This is a genomic window from Mesorhizobium sp. Primo-A (assembly GCF_003997175.1).
GTDB lineage: Bacteria > Pseudomonadota > Alphaproteobacteria > Rhizobiales > Rhizobiaceae > Mesorhizobium > Mesorhizobium ciceri.
This window is the reverse complement of sequence record NZ_RZTG01000003.1, coordinates 30,254-48,704: the sequence shown is the minus strand read 5'-3', so window position 1 is coordinate 48,704 and position 18,451 is coordinate 30,254. Positions and strand designations below refer to the sequence as shown.

The following is an 18,451-nucleotide window of genomic DNA, read 5'->3' as shown; positions in this document are numbered from 1 at the left end:
TACCCTTGCCCGGGCTTTCATCGGGCCGAACCGACAGCCGATTTTCCGATGCCGAGGCGAGCGTTCAGGCTTGCATCACCATGCGGCTGTGACGTGCAACGACACTTTCCTCATCGGTCGCAATCACGCGTACTTCCACCTTGCTCTCGGGACGACTGAGGATCTCGGCGTGGGTGTTGTTGGCGCGATCTTCAAGCACCACGCCAAGCCAGGTCAATTTTTCGCATATGGCCTTGCGGATGGTCGCGGACCGTTCGCCGATGCCGGCGGTGAACACCAGGCATTCAAGGCCACCCATCGTGTTTGCAAGCGCCGCGGCCTCTCTCGCGGCGCGAAAGGCGAAAAGCGCCATCGCCTCTTGCGCGCGAGGATCATTGCTCGCTTCGAGCGTCCTCATGTCGCCGGAAATACCGGATACGCCGAGCAGGCCCGACTTCTCGTAGAGCATCGCCTGCAGTTCTTCCGCCGCGATGCCTCTTTCCAGCAGGAAATACAACAGCACGCCGGGATCGATGGCGCCGCACCGCGTGCCCATGACGAGGCCATCCAGGGCCGAAAAACCCATCGTGGTATCGATGCTTTTGCCCCCGTGCAGGGCGCAAAGACTTGCCCCATTGCCGAGATGGGCGACGATCGTGTGTTTCGCCGCGAAAATTGGCGATATCTCGCTGAGCCGCCCGGCGATGTATTCATAGGAGAGACCGTGGAACCCGTAGCGGCGCAAGCCTTGCTCTTCATACTGGCGCGGAAGGGCAAAGCGCCGCACGAGCGGATCGATCGTCTGGTGGAAAGCGGTGTCGAAACAGCCAACCTGTGGCAGGTCCGGTTGCAAGGCGGCTATTGCACGGACGGGCGCGAGACTGCGAGGCTGATGCAGCGGAGCAAGCGGCGTAAGTTTGTCGATGGCGTCGATGATGTCTGGGGTCAGACGGACAGGTTCGATGAACTCGCTTCCGCCATGCACGATGCGATGGCCGGCGCAGATCAGGTTTCTTTCCCCAATTTCGCCCTGCACCCAATTCAGCATCTCGCCTATGGCCGCGTCATGCCGCTTGTCGGCGGTGAGCGGCCGATCGCACTGCCCCGTTCCGTCGGCCGCTTTTGCGCGCAGTGTGGGTTTGTCGCCCAGGTCCAGCGTGCCGCGTGAAACGAGTTGCATATCCCGTGATGAGACAAGATCGTAAAGCGCAAACTTGATGCTGGACGAGCCGGCATTCAGCGCCAGGATCGACCGACGCATCATTGGCGCCCCTTTGTCGCGGCTTTGTCGGGCCAGCTCCATTTCTGGATTTCGGGCATGTCTTCGCCGTGCTCGCGCACATAGGCCTTGTGCTTCGCCAACCTGCCGTGGAGTTCGCCGGCAAGCCCTTCGGCCCTTTCGGCCAGTCCCGGCACGCGTTCGATGGCGGCGAGCGCGAGATGGTAGCGGTCGAGTTCATTGAGCACCACCATGTCGAATGGCGTCGTCGTGGTGCCCTCCTCGCGGAAGCCATGCACATGCATGTTGTCATGGTTGGCGCGGCGGTATGTCAGGCGATGAATGAGATAGGGATAGCCGTGATAGGCGAAGATGACGGGCCGTGTTTTCGTGAACAACGCGTCGAAGTCCCCGTCGGGCAGGCCGTGCGGATGCTCCGTGTTCGACTGCAATGTCATCAGATCGACAACATTGACGACGCGGATTTTCAGGTCGGGGATCGCGGAGCGCAGAATGTCTGTCGCGGCCAGTGTTTCCAGGGTCGGCACATCGCCGGCGCAGGCCATGACCACATCGGGCTCCTCGTGCTGAGCAACCGTGCCGGCCCATTCCCAGATGCCCGCTCCAGCTTTGCAATGCGCTCCGGCTTCTTCAATGGACAGCCATTGCGGTCCCGGCTGCTTGCCGGCGGTGATGACATTGATGCGGTTATAGGTTCTCAGGCAATGATCGGTGATCCACAACAGGGTGTTGGCGTCCGGCGGGAAATAGAGCCTTACCGTGTCGGCCTTCTTGTTGGCGACCAGATCGGCAAAGCCCGGATCCTGATGGCTGAAACCATTGTGATCCTGCCGCCAGACATGCGAGGTCAAAAGGTAATTGAGCGAGGCGATCGGCTTGCGCCAAGCGAGCTCGCCGGAGGTCTTCAGCCATTTGGCATGCTGGTTGACCATCGAATCGACGATATGAATGAAGGCCTCATAGCATGAAAACAGGCCATGGCGGCCGGTGAGCAGATAGCCTTCAAGCCAGCCCTGGCAGAGATGCTCGCTCAGCACTTCCATGACGCGACCATCACGGGAAAGATGGACGTCATAGGGCTCGATGCGCTCCATCCAGATCCGATCGGTGACCTCGAACACGTCGTCGAGGCGGTTGGAGGATGTCTCGTCCGGCCCCATCAGGCGGAAGTTTCGCGCCTCGGCATTGAGGCGGAACACCTCGCGAAGATAGCTTCCGCAAATCCGCGTCGCCTCGGCAATGACGCCACCTGGACGCGGCACTTCCAGGGCCAGGCTTTTCCAATCTGGAAGCATCAGATCGCGCTTCAGCAGGCCGCCATTTGCGTACGGGCTTGCGCCCATGCGCCTTGTCCCTGTCGGGGCAAGTGCCGCAAGCTCCGGCAACAGGTGCCCGCTTTCGTCGAACAGCTCTCCCGGTTCGTAGCTTCGCATCCAGTTTTCGAGGATCTTGCGGTGCTCCTCATTCCCTCGAGCGTTCGATACCGGCACTTGATGCGAGCGCCAGAAACCCTCGACTTTTTCGCCATCGACTTCCTTCGGCCCGGTCCATCCCTTGGGGCTGCGCAGCACGATCATCGGCCATTTCGGGCGTTGACCATGCCATCCCGGAGCCCGTGCCTGCTCCTGAATGGAACGGATGCGATCGAGCACCGTGTCGAGCGTCGCGGCCATGGACCGGTGCATGGCAAGCGGCTCGTGGCCTTCGACGAAGAACGGTTCGTAGCCATAGCCGGCGAAAAGGTCTCGCAATTCCTGATCGTCCATGCGGCCGAGGATCGTCGGATTGGCGATCTTGTAGCCGTTGAGATGCAGGATCGGCAGGACGGCGCCGTCCGACGCTGGGTTCAGGAACTTGTTGGAATGCCATGCCGCCGCCAGCGGACCGGTCTCGGCTTCGCCGTCACCAACGACGCAGGCAACCACCAGACCCGGATTGTCGAAGGCCGCACCGAAGGCATGAACCAATGCATATCCCAATTCGCCGCCCTCATGGATGGAGCCTGGCGTCTCGGGCGCGGCATGGCTTGGCACGCCACCGGGAAAGGAAAACTGCCGGAACAGTTTCCTGAGGCCGTCTTCGCCCTGCCCGATATCGGGATAGATCTCGCTATAGGTGCCCTCGAGCCATGTGTTGGCGACCATTGCGGGACCGCCATGGCCCGGGCCGCAGATAAACAGAACATCGAAGTCGCGTTCGCGGATAACGCGGTTCAGATGCAGGTAGAGAAAATTCAGGCCCGGCGTCGTGCCCCAATGGCCAAGCAACCGAGGCTTGACGTGCTCGGCCTTCAACGGTTCGCGCAACAGCGGATTGTCGAGCAGATAGATCTGGCCGACCGAGATGTAATTCGCGGCGCGCCAGTAACGGTCCATGAGGTCGATCCGTTCGTGGCCGATAGCCTGCGGCGTCGCGGCAGCCTTGTCGTTCATCGACATCTCCAGCTTTCGGTTCGCTGGTGATAACTGGGGCATCTTTGCGCTTGAGCAACCCCCGACTGCCGCCGTCCGGGACAGTGTCGCGACCCGAGCGGCCAAGAGACCGGTCGCTATCCCGGTGGAGCGAGCGGCTCTGTCCGCAAATAGGCGGGAACCTTGAAGTCCTCCAGCGGTTAGAAACTGGAATCGCGAAGGCCAGGTTCAAGGCAGCTACCGCGAAGGACAACCTCGAAGCGTTGCACCAAAGGGAGCTAAAAAATGCTCGATCTTCCTCGTGCCCGTGATCGAATGGTCAATATCCACGTCGGCCGGCGTGGCATCCATGACCGTGAAATTCTGCAGGCGATGCGCGAAGTTCCACGCGAGGCCTTCGTAGAACCCGGTTTCGAGGAATTTGCTTATGAAGACACGCCGCTGCCGATCGCCGACGGCCAGACCATATCGCAACCCTACATCGTCGCATTCATGATCGAAATGGCGGACGTCAAACCGGGTGACCACGTGCTCGAAATCGGCACCGGCTCGGGTTACGCCGCCGCGGTGATGAGCCGGATCGTCGAACAGGTCTACACCATAGAGCGTCATCCCGGTTTGGCAGAAACGGCGAAACGGCGGTTTGAAAAACTCGGCTATCGAAACATCGAGGTCCGGACAGGCGATGGCACCAAGGGCTGGCCGCAGGCGGCGCCGTTCGATGCCATCGTGGTGACAGCCAGCGGTCCCGGCGCACCGCTCGCCCTTCAGGAGCAACTCGATGTCGGCGGCAGGCTCGTCATTCCGGTCGGCGACGACCCCGATTTGCAACGCCTGCTCAAAGTCACCCGGACAGGTGCCGCAACCTACAGCGAGGAGGATTTCGGCGGCGTGCGCTTCGTCCCTCTCATCGGCGAGCAGGGTTGGTCGGAAAACGGCACCGTCACCAAGGTCGGTCGTCCACTTCGACATCCGCATCCGATCAGCCTGCCCGATATGATCGCGGCCGCGGCTGAACCGCTGCCCGATTTCGACGATCCGGCCTTCGGCGCATTGTTCGACCGGTTCGCCGACCGGCGCGTCGTTCTGCTTGGCGAGGCAAGCCATGGCACGTCCGAGTTCTACAGGGCGCGCGCGGCGATCACCCGCAGGCTCGTCGAACGGCACGGCTTCACCATCGTCGCGGTCGAGGCGGACTGGCCCGATGCGGCGGCGATCGACCGCTACGTTCGCCATCGTCGGCCGCGAACAGGCGCCGGTGCGCCATTCCAGCGGTTTCCGACGTGGATGTGGCGCAACACCGATGTCGCGGCCTTCTCCGACTGGATGCGCCGTCGCAACGAGAAGCTAGAACCTTCGGAGCAAGCAGGGTTCTACGGCCTGGACATCTACAATATGAGCGGGTCCATAGGCGCGGTCCTCGACTATCTCGACCGGGTCGATCCCCAGGCAGCCAAGATTGCACGCGAACGGTATGGTTGCCTGACGCCCTGGCAACACGAACCGTCTACCTACGGCCGTGCGGTGCTCACCGCCGGCTATAAAAAATGCGAGAAAGCCGTGCTGGAACAATGCCGGGACTTGCTCGCCAGACAACTCGATTATGCAAAACAGGACGGAACCGACTTTCTCGACGCCAGTCAGAATGCTCGGCTGATCGCGTCCGCCGAACACTACTACCGGATCATGTACTATGGCGGTGCGGAGTCCTGGAACCTGCGCGACACCCACATGTTCGAGACCTTGGAACATTTGTTGGACGCCGGCGGCCCCAACTCCAAGGCGGTGGTGTGGGCGCACAATTCCCATATCGGCGATGCCCGCTTTACCGAGATGGGTGTCGTCAGGGACGAACTGAACATCGGTCAGCTCTGCCGGCAGCGTTTCGGCGATGAGGCAGCGCTAATCGGTATGGGCACGCATTCCGGCACTGTAGCGGCCGCAAGCGACTGGGATGGCGAAATGGAGGTGAAGCAGGTTCGCGCGTCGCACGCCGACAGCTACGAACGGCTTTGCCACGATTCTCTTGTGTCGCGGTTCCTGCTCGACCTCGGGCGCGACAAGACGCTGCGTGAGCGGCTGCTGGAACGTAGGCTGGAGCGATTCATCGGGGTAATCTACCGGCCGGAAACCGAGCTGGGCAGCCACTATGCGGACGCTTCCCTGCCCCAGCAGTTCGACGCGTTCCTATGGTTCGACAAAACCGCGGCAGTGACGCCGCTTGGCCCGGAGCATGCAAGAACCGGCGTTCCCGACACCTATCCATTCGGGCTCTAACCGGCGCGCGCGGCGAGCCGATGAAGCAGAGCCCTGGAACCGGAACGGCCCATCTGGCTTGCATTTTTAAACTGAAATCCCGTCGAAGGAGTTTTCTCATGACCGGAACCAAACATCCGAAATGGAAAAAACCGAGCGATGCCGACTTGGCGAACAATCCTGGTATCGGGACTTCCAAGGGAACGATCAAGGAAGGCGAAGAGTTCGAGCTTGAAGGCGAGAACACGGTCGAAGGCGATGTCGAGAACGACACGACCGCTGCTGGCGGGATCGATCCAAGACAAAAGATGCGGACCAACAAATAGCATGCCGTTGGCATCGCTGCGATCAACTTCCCCGGAAGGAGTGAACCATGCCACTTGCCCTCAGCAGCGCCGCCTTTGCCGAAGGCGGACCAATTCCCGAAAGATATACACGAGACGGCAAAAACGTATCGCCGCCGCTGAAATGGTCTGGAGTACCGGACGACGCCAAAAGCCTCGTTCTCGTCGTTCAGGATCCTGATGCGCCGAGCGGAACGTTTGGTCATTGGGCGGTATTCAACATCTCCGCGGAGACAAGGGAACTTCCCGAGGCGGAAAGCGGCAAGCCAGGTCCCGGTGCCCTTAGGCAAGCAACAAATGATTTTGGCAACGCCTATTACGACGGCCCTGAACCCCCGGTCGGACATGGCGTCCACCATTACCATTTCCGGCTGGCCGCGCTCGACACGCCGAGCCTTGCCATTCCGGCCAGCGCAGGCGTCGAGCGCATCTGGCGGGAGGCGCAGAAACACTCGCTCGAGCAGGCAGAACTCATCGGAACCTACGAACGCAATCCGTAAGTTGATGACCGAGGTGGCATTACCCTGCTGCTGCGCGGAACGGTTCTCCTCCTTGCCGGTTGTCTGGGAAAGGAGATGCCGCCATGTTTGGAGATATCATGTGGTTGGTCGTCGTTGCCGGCGGCCCATTGTTGCTGATCGTGCTGTTGGCCTATGCCGTTATCGCACGCCGCCGGCGTGGGCCCGCCGAACGAAGGGAAAGCGACCGGGCGACCGACCGGCTATACCAGGACAAGCGTTGATCCGCATCGCAAGATATCCAATCGGCAAGACATCCAATCGGCAAGACATCCAATCGGCAAGACAGGGGATCGTAAGCCGCAGCGGGCGACGACGATCCCCAACTGGGTCAGCGCATTATCCTTTGCCGCAACCACGCAAAGAACCTGCCGCTGACGGCTGAGCGGACTCGCGTCGCAGCCCAGCGCGCTTTCATGGTTGAGCCGACGTGGCAATCGCAGACGATGTCGTGCAACTGCCAGTCGTTCAGCTCGAAAAAGCGCTTTGCCTCGCCGTAGGTATCGTCTTTCAAACCCGATGCGCGCAGCACTGGATCTTCGAAAGCAACCGAAATTGCGGTTCCCTCGCCCCGCATCATTGCACGTGCTTCGGGGTGCAGATGTTCGGTGCCTGCAAACGCGCCAAGGCATCGCTCGGGATTACGCTCCAGCAGTTCAGCCCAGCGCTCTATGCGCTGATTTCGTGTCATTGCGGAATATGCAGCCGACGATTCAATCTTGGCGACGGCATGCAGTTGGTCGAGTGTTTGATGTTTCATGGCCAGCTCCTGTTGAGGCAGCGAAGCGCCCACGCCTTCAAGGGAATTACCGCGCCGTAATGCTTCGACAAGAGCGCCAGGCTGGAGAATTCGACACAACCGGATTGGGCCGGCGGGATCATAAACACACGTTCTGCGTTCATTGGCGGGGGCTGCTTGTGACAAACCGCTGATCCGCGACGGGATGCATCCATGTTCATCCAGCCAATCGACTATTTCCTTGCCGTCTGGTTCGCTCTTGCCGCCGCCTCGACGCTCTATGTCGGCTTCGATCAATACCGCAACAATCCCGAACCGGTGGTGATGAAATGGGGTTTCATCCTGGTGACCCTCTATATGGGTCCATTGGGGCTGCTGCTTTATGTGCTTGCAGACAAGGAGCCACGACCGGGCGAGCATGAAGACTTCACCAGGCCGCTATGGAAGCAGGGCGTCGGTTCGACCATCCACTGCGTTGCCGGCGATGCAACCGGCATCATTCTCGCGGCGGTCATCACGGCAACGCTTGGCCTGCCTATGTGGCTCGACCTCATCGTCGAATATCTGGCGGGTTTCGCCTTCGGCCTGTTCATCTTCCAGTCGCTGTTCATGAAATCGATGATGGGCGGCACCTACTGGGAGAATGTGCGCAAGAGCTTCCTGCCCGAGTTCATCTCGATGAATTTCATGATGGCCGGCATGGCGCCCGTCATGAGCTTCCTGATGATGGGGCGCGACATGCGCGCGATGGAGCCGACCGAGCTCTTGTTCTGGGGCGTGATGTCGATCGGCGTCATTGCCGGCTTCACACTTGCTTATCCCGCCAATGTCTGGCTGGTCGCCCGCGGACTGAAGCACGGGTTGATGACGCAGCGCCCGGAGGCGGCCGAAATGAGCAGTCGAGAGCCGACCGCCCAGCAACAGCACGCTACGCATCATGCCCGCGCCGGCGATGATCGACGACAAGGCCACGCCAACACATCCCACAAATCCAAACGCAACGGCCATCAGATGGAGACGGACGCCACGACGCCGCAGATAGCAGCCCTCGGCATGGTCTCGGTGCTGGCGCTGGCGATTGGCATGGCCGCACCGGCGAACTGGCTGAACCTGACGCTTTCGGCACGTGACGTCGGCGGGGCGATCATGCCGCAAGGCATGATCATGGGCCGCGACACGCCGGCGGAAGCCATGCGTGACATGGCTGCAACCAATCCGCATCGCGTCACGGCATCCTATGGCCTTGCCGCCAAAGGCGACCAGGAACTGCCATTCCGCCTGGAGAACGGCGTCAAGGTGTTCGACCTCAGGCCCTCAGTGGTCCGCTGGCAGATCCTGCCCAATGTCGCGGTCGACGCCTATGCCTACAACGGCCAGATCCCCGGTCCGCGCATCCACATTCGCCAGGGCGATAAGGTTCGCATCGACGTCACCAATGACCTGCCTGAGGAGACCACGGTGCATTGGCACGGCATGATCCTGCCGAACCAGATGGATGGGCCCGCCGAGATCACCCAGCCGCCGATCGAGCCTGGGCAATCCTATTCCTACGAATTCACCGCGACCCAGCACGGGACCTATTTCTATCATCCGCATGCCAAGCCGGACCGTACCCAGGCGCTGGGGCTCTATGGGGCGCTGATCATCGACCCTGCCAATCCCGCCGACGAGGTTCAGGCTGACCACGACTATGTGATCGAACTTCAGGAATGGCTGGTGCGCGATGGACTGACCTATCCTTCGATGCCGATGGAAGGCGGTATGCCGAACTTCTTCACCATCAACGGCAAGGCCTATCCCGCAACCGACGCCATCCCCATGAAGGTGGGCGAGACGCTGAAGGTGCGTTTCATCGGCACCAATAATGGCTTCGTCCATCCCATGCATATCCATGGCGGACCCTTCGAGGTCGTCGCTCGTGACGGTGAGACGCTTCCTCCCTCGGCGCGCTTTCTGGCCGATACGATCAATGTCGGGCCAGGACAGCGCTATGACGTCGTCTGGAAGGCACGGCGTCCCGGCAAGTGGCTCATCCATTGCCACATCCCGCATCACACGACGAACAACAATGTCGAGGAAAAGGGCGGCGGCGGGCTGATGGTCGTGATCGACGTCGGTTAAATCTGCCACCCCCCTGTGGATTTACCTGTGTCATCGGGGGGCGCGTTGTTGCGCGCTACTTCTTGATAATGGTTCCGTTGCGCAAGTCGAATGCTTCGGTACCGCGAGCCTGGCGATAGAAATCATCCTGCAATTCACCCCATTCGCCGAGAAAGGCGCCGCAATTGCTGCAATGAATTGGCGTCGACTCGTTGGCGTCGTCGGGAATGTCCATTTGGATGGTCCCACAAGCCTTGCAATCGAGTTTGTCGTCCAGCCGTCGTCCCATTTCCCAATGATTGCGCATTTTCGACCATGAGCCAATTGTCGATTTCGTACCAAATCGCATCGACCATGGCTCATCGGTCAATCGCGAGAGTCAAAAAGGACGGCCAGACCCAGTTCCCGTGCCAGCTCGATGATCGTCTCCATCAATTCATCATCTGTATCCTGCAAATAAGGCGCGTCCCTGCGAGCGGCCTCTATCGCCGCTTTGACCGAAACGATGTCGCCGTATCGCGCACTTCGAAGCTCTTCTGCCAGAAACGCCTTGGCGGTACCGACAGGTCTTATTGCCCATCTGGCGATGCTCATGCGGCTCCCTCCCATGGTCACCTCAGCTTCATTTTGATCCTGTCCAAGGTGCAGATCAATCGATGGTACGATTCCGTACGGAGCTACCCAACCGGTTGGAGACAGCCGTGTGACGAACGCCTTGGCCAGGGTTTTCGGCGTCTCTCTGGGGTGAGTTGGGGCGAAATCGCCCGGTGGGACCGGCCTTGCGGAACCATCGCTCAGCATGGGGGTTTCTTCAAAATCTCCCTCGAAGAATGCAAGGAGCGACCATGCGCATGTTGACGATAGCTGTCGCGCTTTCCGGGGCGGTCACCATTCAGCCCGTCTACGCCCAAACTATCGGACCGCAGCTTCCCCAGGTGACGCCACCGCAGGGCGAAGCGCAGCCGGAGCTGGCGCCGCCCGATCCAGGCTCTGCCGGTTTGAATTTCACCGGCGTCGCCATTGTCGCCGTCGAGGATTTGCCGGACGAAATCAAGGCGCAGGCCGATGCCGTGATTAACCAGACCAGCGCCGAAGATTTGCTTCGCCTGCAAAGCTCCGTCGATGCCTCACCTCAGGCGACGTCGGCTTTGAGAGCGAATGGGCTCAATTCCTCGCAGGTTGTCGCTGCAAACATAGATGGCGATGGCACGCTGACGCTGATCATTCAGACGACGACTTGAGGCATCGAACCATACGCATCACTGAATCGACGAAATGCAGTCGCGGAGAGCAGCAATGGTCGAAGCCGCCGTTCGCAACTTCACCATCAATTTCGGGCCACAGCATCCCTCCGCCCATGGTGTTCTTCGGTTGGTGCTCGAACTGGACGGCGAGATCGTCGAGCGTGCCGATCCGCATATTGGCTTGCTCCATCGAGGCACCGAAAAACTCATAGAGCACAAGAACTATTTGCAAGCGCTGCCCTATTTCGATCGGCTCGACTATGTCGCGCCGATGAACCAGGAGCATGCGTTCTGCCTCGCCGCCGAAAAACTGCTCGACATAACAGTTCCAAAGCGTGGGCAGCTTGTCCGTGTTCTTTTTTGCGAAATTGGCCGGCTTCTGTCGCATCTCCTCAATGTCACGACCCAGGCCATGGATATCGGCGCCCTGACGCCGCCGCTTTGGGGATTTGCGGAGCGCGAGAAGCTGATGGTCTTTTACGAGCGCGCCTCCGGCGCTCGCATGCATGCGAATTACTTCAGAATCGGCGGCGTGCACCAGGATTTGCCTGCGAAGCTTCTCGACGACATCTGGGCTTTCTGCGATCCGTTCCTCAAAGTCTGTGACAACCTCGACGATCTGCTCACCGGCAGCCGCATCTTCAAGCAGCGCAATGTCGATGTTGGTGTGATCGGGCTGGATGATGCCTGGCGCTGGGGATTTTCCGGCGTGATGGTACGCGGATCGGGCGCGGCATGGGATTTGCGCAAGGCACAGCCATACGAATGTTACCCTGACATGGATTTCGACATCCCCGTCGGCAAGAACGGAGACTGCTATGACCGTTATCTCGTCCGTATGGAGGAGATGCGCCAGTCGGTGCGGATCATGAAGCAATGCCTGGAAAAACTGCGGTCATCCGAAGGCCAGGGGCCGGTCGCGATTCCGAACCAGAAGATCACGCCGCCGCGGCGCGCCACGATGAAACGCTCTATGGAAGCGACCATCCAGCATTTCAAACTTTATACCGAGGGGCATCGCGTGCCGGCGGGAGAAGTCTACGCCGCGGTTGAAGCGCCAAAGGGAGAATTCGGCGTTTATCTGGTTTCTGACGGGGGCAACGTCCCTTACCGGTGCAAAATACGTGCGCCATCTTTCGCCCATCTGCAGGCGATGGATTTCCTGTCTCGAGGGCACATGATCGCCGACGTTGCCGCGATCATCGGGTCGCTCGACATCGTGTTTGGCGAGATAGATCGTTAGTCCTCGGCAGGTTGCGCGCTTGCCCCGCGATGCAGAAATTCCCTCTCATGCGTGGACGGGAGGCTCTTCATTCTCGTCGGGGTTGGGCAGCGGAGTCTCGTCCGGAAGCGTTTCCGGTTCGGGTTCCTCGATCGGCTCCGGCTTCCATGTTGGAGGCGGCACGGGCATATCGCGATTTGGGTCTGGCTGTCTTGGCTGTGGCATCTAACTATCTCCGTTCAGTCGGAACAACTCGTCCGCCGTGGCATGGTTCCTGGCAGAATACAGCCATCGAGATCGTTGCGCCCTCAAGGCAGGCGCACGTTGGTCCGCCCACGGATGCCGGCGCAAAAGTTGCAGATCGTTCGGAACCGGTCGGATTTTCGAGCCGTTGTCGTCGAAATCGACCAAGGAGAAGCGTGATGAAGGACAAGTCAGGAGATATCGACCATACATTGCCGCAGGTCGCCATCGACGATCAGCAGGTGCGACAGCTGGCCGCCACGACCGATTTGCCGTCAAGGCAGGCACGCGAACTGGTGCGCCGTCACGGCAACGATCCGCGGAAGCTGGAAGAGTTGGCGAGGTCGATCAACGCCACCAACTGAGTCCAGGCCAATGGGCATCGACGGCGCAAGCCGTTGGCATCAGATTTCCAGCAAGGCGTAGGGGCGGCCGCCAGGTTTGGCCACATGCATGGCGACGTTGTAGACCTTGGCTCCGCCAGGCGTTTGGCCTTCGTAAGAACCGCGATGTGCATGACCGTGCACGACAGCACTGACCTGGAATCGATCGATCGTTTCGGCCAGACGTGAAGAGCCCAGAAACGGAAATATTTCCAGCGGTTCTCCCGCGACGGTGTCGGCAATCGGCGCGTAGTGAAGGATCACCAGCGTGCGCTTGGCCCGCACCTGGCGCATCGCATTTTCAAGTCGCATTGCCTCGTTCACGCTTTCCGCGACCATCGTCTTGATCGCCGGTTCCCCGAATGAGCCGAGCATGCGTGACCCGAAGCCGCCTATGAATCCCTTCACGCCGACAAAACCGACCTCCTCGATTTCGACTGTCTGCCCGTCGAGGAGGTGAACATGCGCCTGCCGCAGGATCTTCGTGACGTCTTCCACCGCACCGGACTCGTAGTCATGATTGCCGAGGACTGCCACAACCGGGATCGAGCAGTTGCGCAGATCCTCGGCCAGCATCTCCGCTTCACGAGGCTTGCCGAGATTGGTCAGATCTCCCGTGAGAACGAGAATGTCCGCTTCGCTCGATATCTCGCCGAAGAGGTCTCGATACGAGTTTTGTGCATCTTCCCGCACATGGAGATCCCCGACCGCGGCAACTTTGAGCGCGCGTGCGCCGTCCTTGGGCGCGCTGCTCTTGACGGGATCAGCCATCACGGAATTCTCCCACACCACCGACGCCGGCGAAGCCCCATTCCTTGACGTCGATCTCGTAGTCGGTTTGCGAAAGCAGCCGCCCACGGCAGATCTTCATCCTTGGAGACGGCAATTGCCGTTGCTTGGCGAGGCGGTCGAGCAATTCATCGAGCAACCAGGCCGGGATATGATCCCGCTCGCTCGGATAGATCCATCTGAAATTGATAAGCTGCATCAACAGAACCTCCCAATGAACCTCCAGATAAGAAAGCAGCCGGTGCCAATCGATCTGATCGCCCGCCTTGAGAATCGTATGAGCGATATCGGCGCCGTCGTGTCGCCCTCTGTCCTGGATAAAGCATTTGGACCAGATGAGTTCGGTCGGGCCGATGATCCGCACCCTGCTGCCCAACAGCTCGGTTTGGCGGGCGTGTTCCAGCCACAGGTCGCCAACAGGCACCGTGCCGTTGGCCGAGCCGAAGATGACGTCGAAGAAATGCGTGCCCTTGAACACCTTGCCGAGCCACCGGTCGTCCTCGATTTCGACGGCATATCCAAGCTGCTTGAAATGGGCGAGGATCCGCGCGTAGTCGCCTGCCTTGCAGAAGATATCGAGGTCCTTGGTCTGGCGGGTGACACCCGTATAGGCGCTTACCGCGTAGGTCCCGGCGACCAGAAAGGGAATGTCGGTGGCGGCAAGCTCGCGGATTGCTTCGGTATAAAATACCTCCGCCTCGGCATTTTTGAGCGTCGGCGCCGCCTTTGCGTCAATCATGGGAAGCGAGACCAGAACGTTTTCAGGCAATGGGCCATTGGTCATGAAACGATGACTCCGAATCCGGCAACCGGCAGTCGCCCGCTGTGGTAACAACGTGAACCCCGCCTGGTTCCGCTACCGGGCGGCCAGCCAAAGGTTCATTCTCGTCACGTACTGGAAATTTCGGGATCGCGCCTGCCGATCCAAGCCCGGCCCAACGTCATCGCCGGCGCGCAAGTCTCTATGTCGCCTCGGAATCGGCCCATGCCGCCGCCAATGTCCCATTGGCCCAAATTTGAAACACCCCGTGGGTGCTCGATCTCGATCGTTTTAGAGTTTATTGGGCTTACCCAATCGGGTACAAAGCTGAAGCCGAGGCGCTTGATCTAACCGCACCCCGATCGGCGTGCGCCAAGCCATCATCAGGACCATCAAGGCATGACCCCCTCGCCTCCCTTTCTCGGCTTTCCCGACCGTCTTGCAGATAGCCGCGTGCCTCGTGCGGTGATCTTCGGGGCCGGTCACGGCAGCACCTATCCCGGCAAGGACAGCAGCGGCTATGCCTTGGCCGCCAACGCCATCCGTGCTGCCAGCCAGGACGATGCCGCGTTCGTCGAGCACTGGGATTTCGATCTTGGCGGCCCGCTGTTCGACGGCAAGCCGGACTCTTGCGTCGACGCCGGCGATATCTTGACCACCATGCATGACAATGCCGGCAACCGGGCCAGGATCGAGGCAAAAACGCGCGAGATCCTGACGTTGCCGGCTGTGCCGATCCTGATCGGCGGCGACTGTTCCATGACCATTCCCTTCCTCGCCGGCTTTGCAGAGCACGGGCCGGTCTGGGTCCTGCAGGTCGACGCCCATATAGACTGGCGCGACGAGGTTCATGGCGAACGCCACGGCTATTCGAGCCCGATGCGCAGGGCAAGCGAGATGCCGCATGTCGCCGGCATGGTGCAGGTCGGTCTGCGCAGCGTCGGCAGCGCGCGCATCGCCGAAATCGAAGCAGCCCGGCGCTATGGCAGCCGCTTCGTGACCGCCCGCGAGGTTCATGCCCAGGGCGTCGAAGCCGCGCTCCGGCATATTCCGGAAGCCGCGCGGGTCGTCGTCACCCTCGACTGCGACAGCCTTGATCCAAGCATCATGCCGGGCGTGGCGGCGCGTACACCCGGCGGCCTCACCTACACGCAGGTAATCGACCTGATCGCCGGCCTCGGCAAACGGGCCAGGATCGCAGGATTCGACCTTGTCGAGTTCTATCCTCCGGCCGATATTGACGGCCTGTCAGCGCTGACCGCCGCGCGCCTTCTTGTCAATGTGGTCGGCACCGTCGTCCGGCAGGTTTGATGTCAAAATCCCGCTCTTCGCCGCAGAGCGGCCCAAAGGCGCGTGAGCGAGCTTGCGGTTGAAATGCCCTTTTTGACACCTGGGTATTCGATCCTGCCTCGTCCGACCGGCTCGTCGCTCCAGACCAGGTTGAAAGCAATGCCCTTGAGCCCAAGCTCCCCGATCCGGCGTACGATCGTCTCCTGCAGATAAATATCGGATGTTCGCACCCCGTCGGCACGCTCGGGCAGCTTGAATATCTCGGTACCGCCGATTGCGTCCGCTCGAAGGACGAGGCTTTCGATCACCATGACGCCGCCATCGTCAAAGCGAACGATCTTTGAACGTTCCTCGTCCAGTGCATCGATCACGGTGGTGACATTGAAGAGCGATATTGGCTCGTCAGCAGGAAGCGGCAGGAATTCACCGTATGGTTGGAGGGTTGGCCGAAGCAACTTCGACGCCCTCGCTCGCAGGATGAGCACATGCTCGCCAAGCCATGGAAAATCTGAATATTGCCGGAGCGTACCGTCGTCGTGTTCGCGCAGGATCTCCATCCTGGGCGGATGCCATTGTGTCTGCTTCCGGCCGCAGAGCGTCGAAAACAGCTGGTAGTCGTCCGCCTGCCGAGGAAGGACCCATTCCTGTCCTTCGATCACGCTCAGGACATAGATATTCATCCGGTCCCCCGCACATCATCGCCTTGGTAGGCTCGGCCTGCTGCGCTGCTCTTCGCGCGCGTTCTCACCGCTGATCCGCGACGGCCATTTGCGGCACCGGCGGCAATTCGGGTGCATCCATCCCTTTGAAAGGGTCACGCCAGGCGTCGATGTCTTCAAGTCGACGGTACCAGCGGCTGACAGAGGGATAATCGTCGAGCGGCAGTCTGGCGGCGTCGTTGAACGGTAGGAAGGTCGCCATTCGAAAATCGGCATAGGAAACCGAATTGCCGACCAGCCACTGCCGCTCGGCAAGCACGGCGTCGAGTATTGCCGCAGCCGTATGGAATTGGTTCAGGCCCTCCTCCACCCGCTTCTGATCGATCGGGCCGATGCCGTACCGCTGTTTCGTCCCACGTTCGAAATGCACCGTGTCGCAAGCGAGTGCGAAGTGCTCCTTGCCCCAGCTGAGCCACCGGATCATCTCAGGTTCGTCATCGCCGGTGCGCCAGAAATCCGAATGCGCGTGGCGCGACAGCCTGCAGGCTATGGCGTCTGCCTCCCAGAGGCTCTTTCCCTCATCATCCACAAGGATGGGCAGTGAGAGGTTGGGATTTAACCGGCGAAATTTCTCCATTTGCCCGGCAGCGAATGGCGAGGCGAATTCGAAGTCCAGTTTCGTTTCGAGATAGCGTGCGATCGCGACCGCCAATCGAGGATTGGGATTGCGGCTGAAGTACAGCTTCATTGGGCACCGACGATCTGGGCGACCACGCAATAGTCGATCATGAGCAGCCTCTATGCAGCTTCGAAGTCAGCCCAAGCGCCCATGTATCCCAATGGATTGGGCTCGCCTTTCATCATCGTTTTTCGCCAAGCTTCCTGCTCGGCATTCATCAGAGCCAATTCCCAAACACAGGCAATAACAGGTCTCTTAACCGTGTCCATCGGTTCGGTTGCGGAATACAGCTTCCGATAGATGTGCTGACAAAGCACCGAACCCTGTATCCACCAGTGAGCTAAGATGGACACACCGAGCTCACCAGGATGAATGATCACAAAGCCCATGCCATTCTCGTCACCCTCGTCCGCCACACGCGGCAGAACCTCCTGTCGCACGAATGACTGCGCCAGAGTCGCCATGGGTTCGTCGATCTTTCTGTTGTCTGCGACGAGACCATAGACTTTGAGCTTGAGACCACCAATGTCCCATTGGCCCAAATTTGAAACACCACGTGGATGGTAGATCTCGATCGTTTCAGAATTCACTGAGCGCACTCCAATTGGCTATTGGCAGCAGACGTACCTGATAGCTCATCACGCGACTTGCACCCGGCGCGATCAGCATCAGGCCTGGTTTGTCGACAAAATCACCATCGAAATCCACCGGGCTTGCAAGGCCGTGCCAGGGTTCGATGCACAGGAACGGCGCGCCGCCCGGCTTTGACCAGACGCCCAACTCCCGAACCCCTTGCCAGGACATCTCGATCGCCGGGCCACGCTCGGCGGCATAACGCACGCTGGAGCTGGCGGGCTGGTCCATGATCACCGCGTCCTCGTCGAACAACCGCTCGGAGAGCGGGAGTATGTTGCCTTCGACAGGCGTCGGCTGCGGCGTTTTCAGCAGCAGTCCGTCCTTAAGGCGGCGGATCGGCGCCGGTTCATCGTGGGCAAAGATCAGCCGGTAATCCGTCTTGGCCAGATCCGGCTGCAAGGGCCAATTGAATGCCGGGTGCGCCCCGATCGATGCCGGCAGCGGCTCATCGCCGGTGTTGGTGATGTCGAAAGTCACATCAAGCTGCTGGCGGACCAGCGTGTAGGTCACTTCAAGCCGAAAGGCGAACGGATAGCGCGCCCGGGTGTCGGCGTCGTCGGCAAGCACCAGCGTGCAGGATCGCGGTCCCTTCCGCGCCCAGGCAAACGGCTTGTCGCGCGCGAACCCGTGCTGCGTCATTGGATAGGTCCGGCCGCGATGGCGCAGATGATCGCCCGCCAGCCGCCCTACGATCGGGAACAGCACCGGCGAGTGACGCCGCCATTCCGGCCCCGCCTGCCACAGGAATTCGAATCCGCGCACATCTTGCAGCGAAATCAGTTCGGCGCCCTGCGCAACGATGGTCGCCGAGATACCGTCGCCATGAAGCGTTTGGCTGTCCTGTGCCACATTTCCTCGCGGGTCGTTGTTGAAGGCCGGCGCGGTGGGCAGACTAGCAAAAGCGCTTCGGGACTCAAGGTGCAGCCTGGTTCTGCAGGAACGAATTGTGGCCGGAGGAT

General features: G+C 60.3%; 20 protein-coding genes. 9 read left to right on the top strand and 11 right to left on the bottom strand.

Features of this window, described 5'->3' with window-relative positions; translation table 11 throughout:
* Nucleotides 1-64: 64 nt before the first annotated feature.
* Entirely contained in the window at nucleotides 65-1,243 is a 1,179-nt protein-coding gene (locus EOC83_RS05600) for an acetate/propionate family kinase (RefSeq protein ID WP_082826676.1), read from the bottom strand.
* Nucleotides 1,240-3,651 carry a phosphoketolase family protein gene (locus tag EOC83_RS05595; RefSeq protein ID WP_063168032.1) on the bottom strand — a complete coding sequence of 804 codons (2,412 nt, stop codon included), beginning with the start codon at nucleotides 3,649-3,651 and terminating at the stop codon, nucleotides 1,240-1,242. The genes EOC83_RS05600 and EOC83_RS05595 overlap by 4 nt, the downstream gene beginning before the upstream one ends.
* 264 nt (nucleotides 3,652-3,915) lie before the next feature.
* Between EOC83_RS05595 and EOC83_RS05590 the strand changes: the two genes are divergently transcribed.
* From EOC83_RS05590 to EOC83_RS05575, 4 genes are all read left to right on the top strand, one after another.
* Complete coding sequence (locus EOC83_RS05590) at nucleotides 3,916-5,907, top strand: protein-L-isoaspartate(D-aspartate) O-methyltransferase (protein WP_063168033.1); 1,992 nt, start codon at nucleotides 3,916-3,918, stop codon at nucleotides 5,905-5,907.
* Nucleotides 5,908-6,005: 98 nt separating this feature from the next.
* Nucleotides 6,006-6,212 (top strand): hypothetical protein, encoded by a 207-nt coding sequence (locus tag EOC83_RS05585; RefSeq protein WP_013531530.1) that lies wholly within the window; start codon nucleotides 6,006-6,008, stop codon nucleotides 6,210-6,212.
* 47 nt (nucleotides 6,213-6,259) lie between these two features.
* Entirely contained in the window at nucleotides 6,260-6,730 is a 471-nt protein-coding gene (locus EOC83_RS05580) for a YbhB/YbcL family Raf kinase inhibitor-like protein (protein ID WP_013531529.1), read from the top strand.
* Between the two features lie 83 nt (nucleotides 6,731-6,813).
* The gene (locus tag EOC83_RS05575; RefSeq protein WP_013531528.1) at nucleotides 6,814-6,972 is read left to right on the top strand and encodes a hypothetical protein; all 159 of its coding nucleotides are present in this window, start codon (nucleotides 6,814-6,816) and stop codon (nucleotides 6,970-6,972) included.
* A 107-nt stretch (nucleotides 6,973-7,079) separates the two neighbouring features.
* On the opposite strand, the gene EOC83_RS05570 is transcribed toward EOC83_RS05575, so the two are convergent.
* The gene (locus tag EOC83_RS05570; RefSeq protein ID WP_013531527.1) at nucleotides 7,080-7,508 is read right to left on the bottom strand and encodes a hypothetical protein; all 429 of its coding nucleotides are present in this window, start codon (nucleotides 7,506-7,508) and stop codon (nucleotides 7,080-7,082) included.
* A gap of 192 nt (nucleotides 7,509-7,700) precedes the next feature.
* Here EOC83_RS05570 and EOC83_RS05565 point away from each other — a divergent pair, with 192 nt between their 5' ends.
* Entirely contained in the window at nucleotides 7,701-9,608 is a 1,908-nt protein-coding gene (locus tag EOC83_RS05565) for a DUF4396 domain-containing protein (protein WP_063168034.1), read from the top strand.
* 55 nt (nucleotides 9,609-9,663) lie between these two features.
* Here EOC83_RS05565 and EOC83_RS32765 read toward each other — a convergent pair whose 3' ends face one another.
* Nucleotides 9,664-9,957, bottom strand: a complete 294-nt coding sequence (locus EOC83_RS32765) for a hypothetical protein (RefSeq protein ID WP_164745831.1) — start codon at nucleotides 9,955-9,957, stop codon at nucleotides 9,664-9,666.
* The gene (locus EOC83_RS05555) at nucleotides 9,954-10,181 is read right to left on the bottom strand and encodes a hypothetical protein (RefSeq protein ID WP_013531524.1); all 228 of its coding nucleotides are present in this window, start codon (nucleotides 10,179-10,181) and stop codon (nucleotides 9,954-9,956) included. Before EOC83_RS05555 ends, EOC83_RS32765 begins: the two co-directional genes overlap by 4 nt.
* A 251-nt stretch (nucleotides 10,182-10,432) precedes the next feature.
* On the opposite strand from EOC83_RS05555, the gene EOC83_RS05550 reads away from it, so the two are divergent.
* The 3 genes from EOC83_RS05550 to EOC83_RS05535 all read left to right on the top strand — a co-directional run bounded on the left by EOC83_RS05550 (nucleotide 10,433) and on the right by EOC83_RS05535 (nucleotide 12,661).
* Complete coding sequence (locus EOC83_RS05550) at nucleotides 10,433-10,828, top strand: hypothetical protein (protein ID WP_013531523.1); 396 nt, start codon at nucleotides 10,433-10,435, stop codon at nucleotides 10,826-10,828.
* Nucleotides 10,829-10,883: 55 nt separating this feature from the next.
* The gene (locus EOC83_RS05545) at nucleotides 10,884-12,074 is read left to right on the top strand and encodes an NADH-quinone oxidoreductase subunit D (protein WP_063168035.1); all 1,191 of its coding nucleotides are present in this window, start codon (nucleotides 10,884-10,886) and stop codon (nucleotides 12,072-12,074) included.
* A gap of 401 nt (nucleotides 12,075-12,475) precedes the next feature.
* Nucleotides 12,476-12,661, top strand: a complete 186-nt coding sequence (locus EOC83_RS05535) for a hypothetical protein (RefSeq protein ID WP_013531520.1) — start codon at nucleotides 12,476-12,478, stop codon at nucleotides 12,659-12,661.
* A gap of 39 nt (nucleotides 12,662-12,700) precedes the next feature.
* Here the strand turns inward: EOC83_RS05535 and EOC83_RS05530 are convergent, their stop codons facing one another.
* Together EOC83_RS05530 and EOC83_RS05525 are read right to left on the bottom strand one after the other, a co-directional pair.
* Entirely contained in the window at nucleotides 12,701-13,450 is a 750-nt protein-coding gene (locus EOC83_RS05530; RefSeq protein ID WP_013531519.1) for a metallophosphoesterase, read from the bottom strand.
* Nucleotides 13,443-14,252 (bottom strand): nucleotidyltransferase family protein, encoded by an 810-nt coding sequence (locus tag EOC83_RS05525; RefSeq protein ID WP_063168036.1) that lies wholly within the window; start codon nucleotides 14,250-14,252, stop codon nucleotides 13,443-13,445. Before EOC83_RS05525 ends, EOC83_RS05530 begins: the two co-directional genes overlap by 8 nt.
* A gap of 375 nt (nucleotides 14,253-14,627) precedes the next feature.
* Here EOC83_RS05525 and EOC83_RS05520 point away from each other — a divergent pair, with 375 nt between their 5' ends.
* The gene (locus EOC83_RS05520; RefSeq protein WP_063168037.1) at nucleotides 14,628-15,539 is read left to right on the top strand and encodes an agmatinase; all 912 of its coding nucleotides are present in this window, start codon (nucleotides 14,628-14,630) and stop codon (nucleotides 15,537-15,539) included.
* Nucleotides 15,540-15,541: 2 nt separating this feature from the next.
* Here the strand turns inward: EOC83_RS05520 and EOC83_RS05515 are convergent, their stop codons facing one another.
* From EOC83_RS05515 to EOC83_RS05500, 4 genes are all read right to left on the bottom strand, one after another.
* A complete protein-coding gene (locus tag EOC83_RS05515) occupies nucleotides 15,542-16,198 on the bottom strand; it encodes a DUF1629 domain-containing protein (protein ID WP_013531516.1) in 657 nt (218 codons plus the stop codon).
* Between the two features lie 64 nt (nucleotides 16,199-16,262).
* Entirely contained in the window at nucleotides 16,263-16,925 is a 663-nt protein-coding gene (locus EOC83_RS05510; RefSeq protein ID WP_063168038.1) for a glutathione S-transferase family protein, read from the bottom strand.
* Between the two features lie 50 nt (nucleotides 16,926-16,975).
* Nucleotides 16,976-17,446: a hypothetical protein gene (locus EOC83_RS33160; protein ID WP_013531514.1), complete on the bottom strand. Its 471-nt coding sequence runs from the start codon at nucleotides 17,444-17,446 to the stop codon at nucleotides 16,976-16,978.
* On the bottom strand, nucleotides 17,436-18,341 hold the full coding sequence (locus EOC83_RS05500) for an aldose 1-epimerase family protein (protein WP_013531513.1): 906 nt from the start codon (nucleotides 18,339-18,341) through the stop codon (nucleotides 17,436-17,438). The genes EOC83_RS33160 and EOC83_RS05500 overlap by 11 nt, the downstream gene beginning before the upstream one ends.
* Between the last annotated feature and the right edge of the window lie 110 nt (nucleotides 18,342-18,451).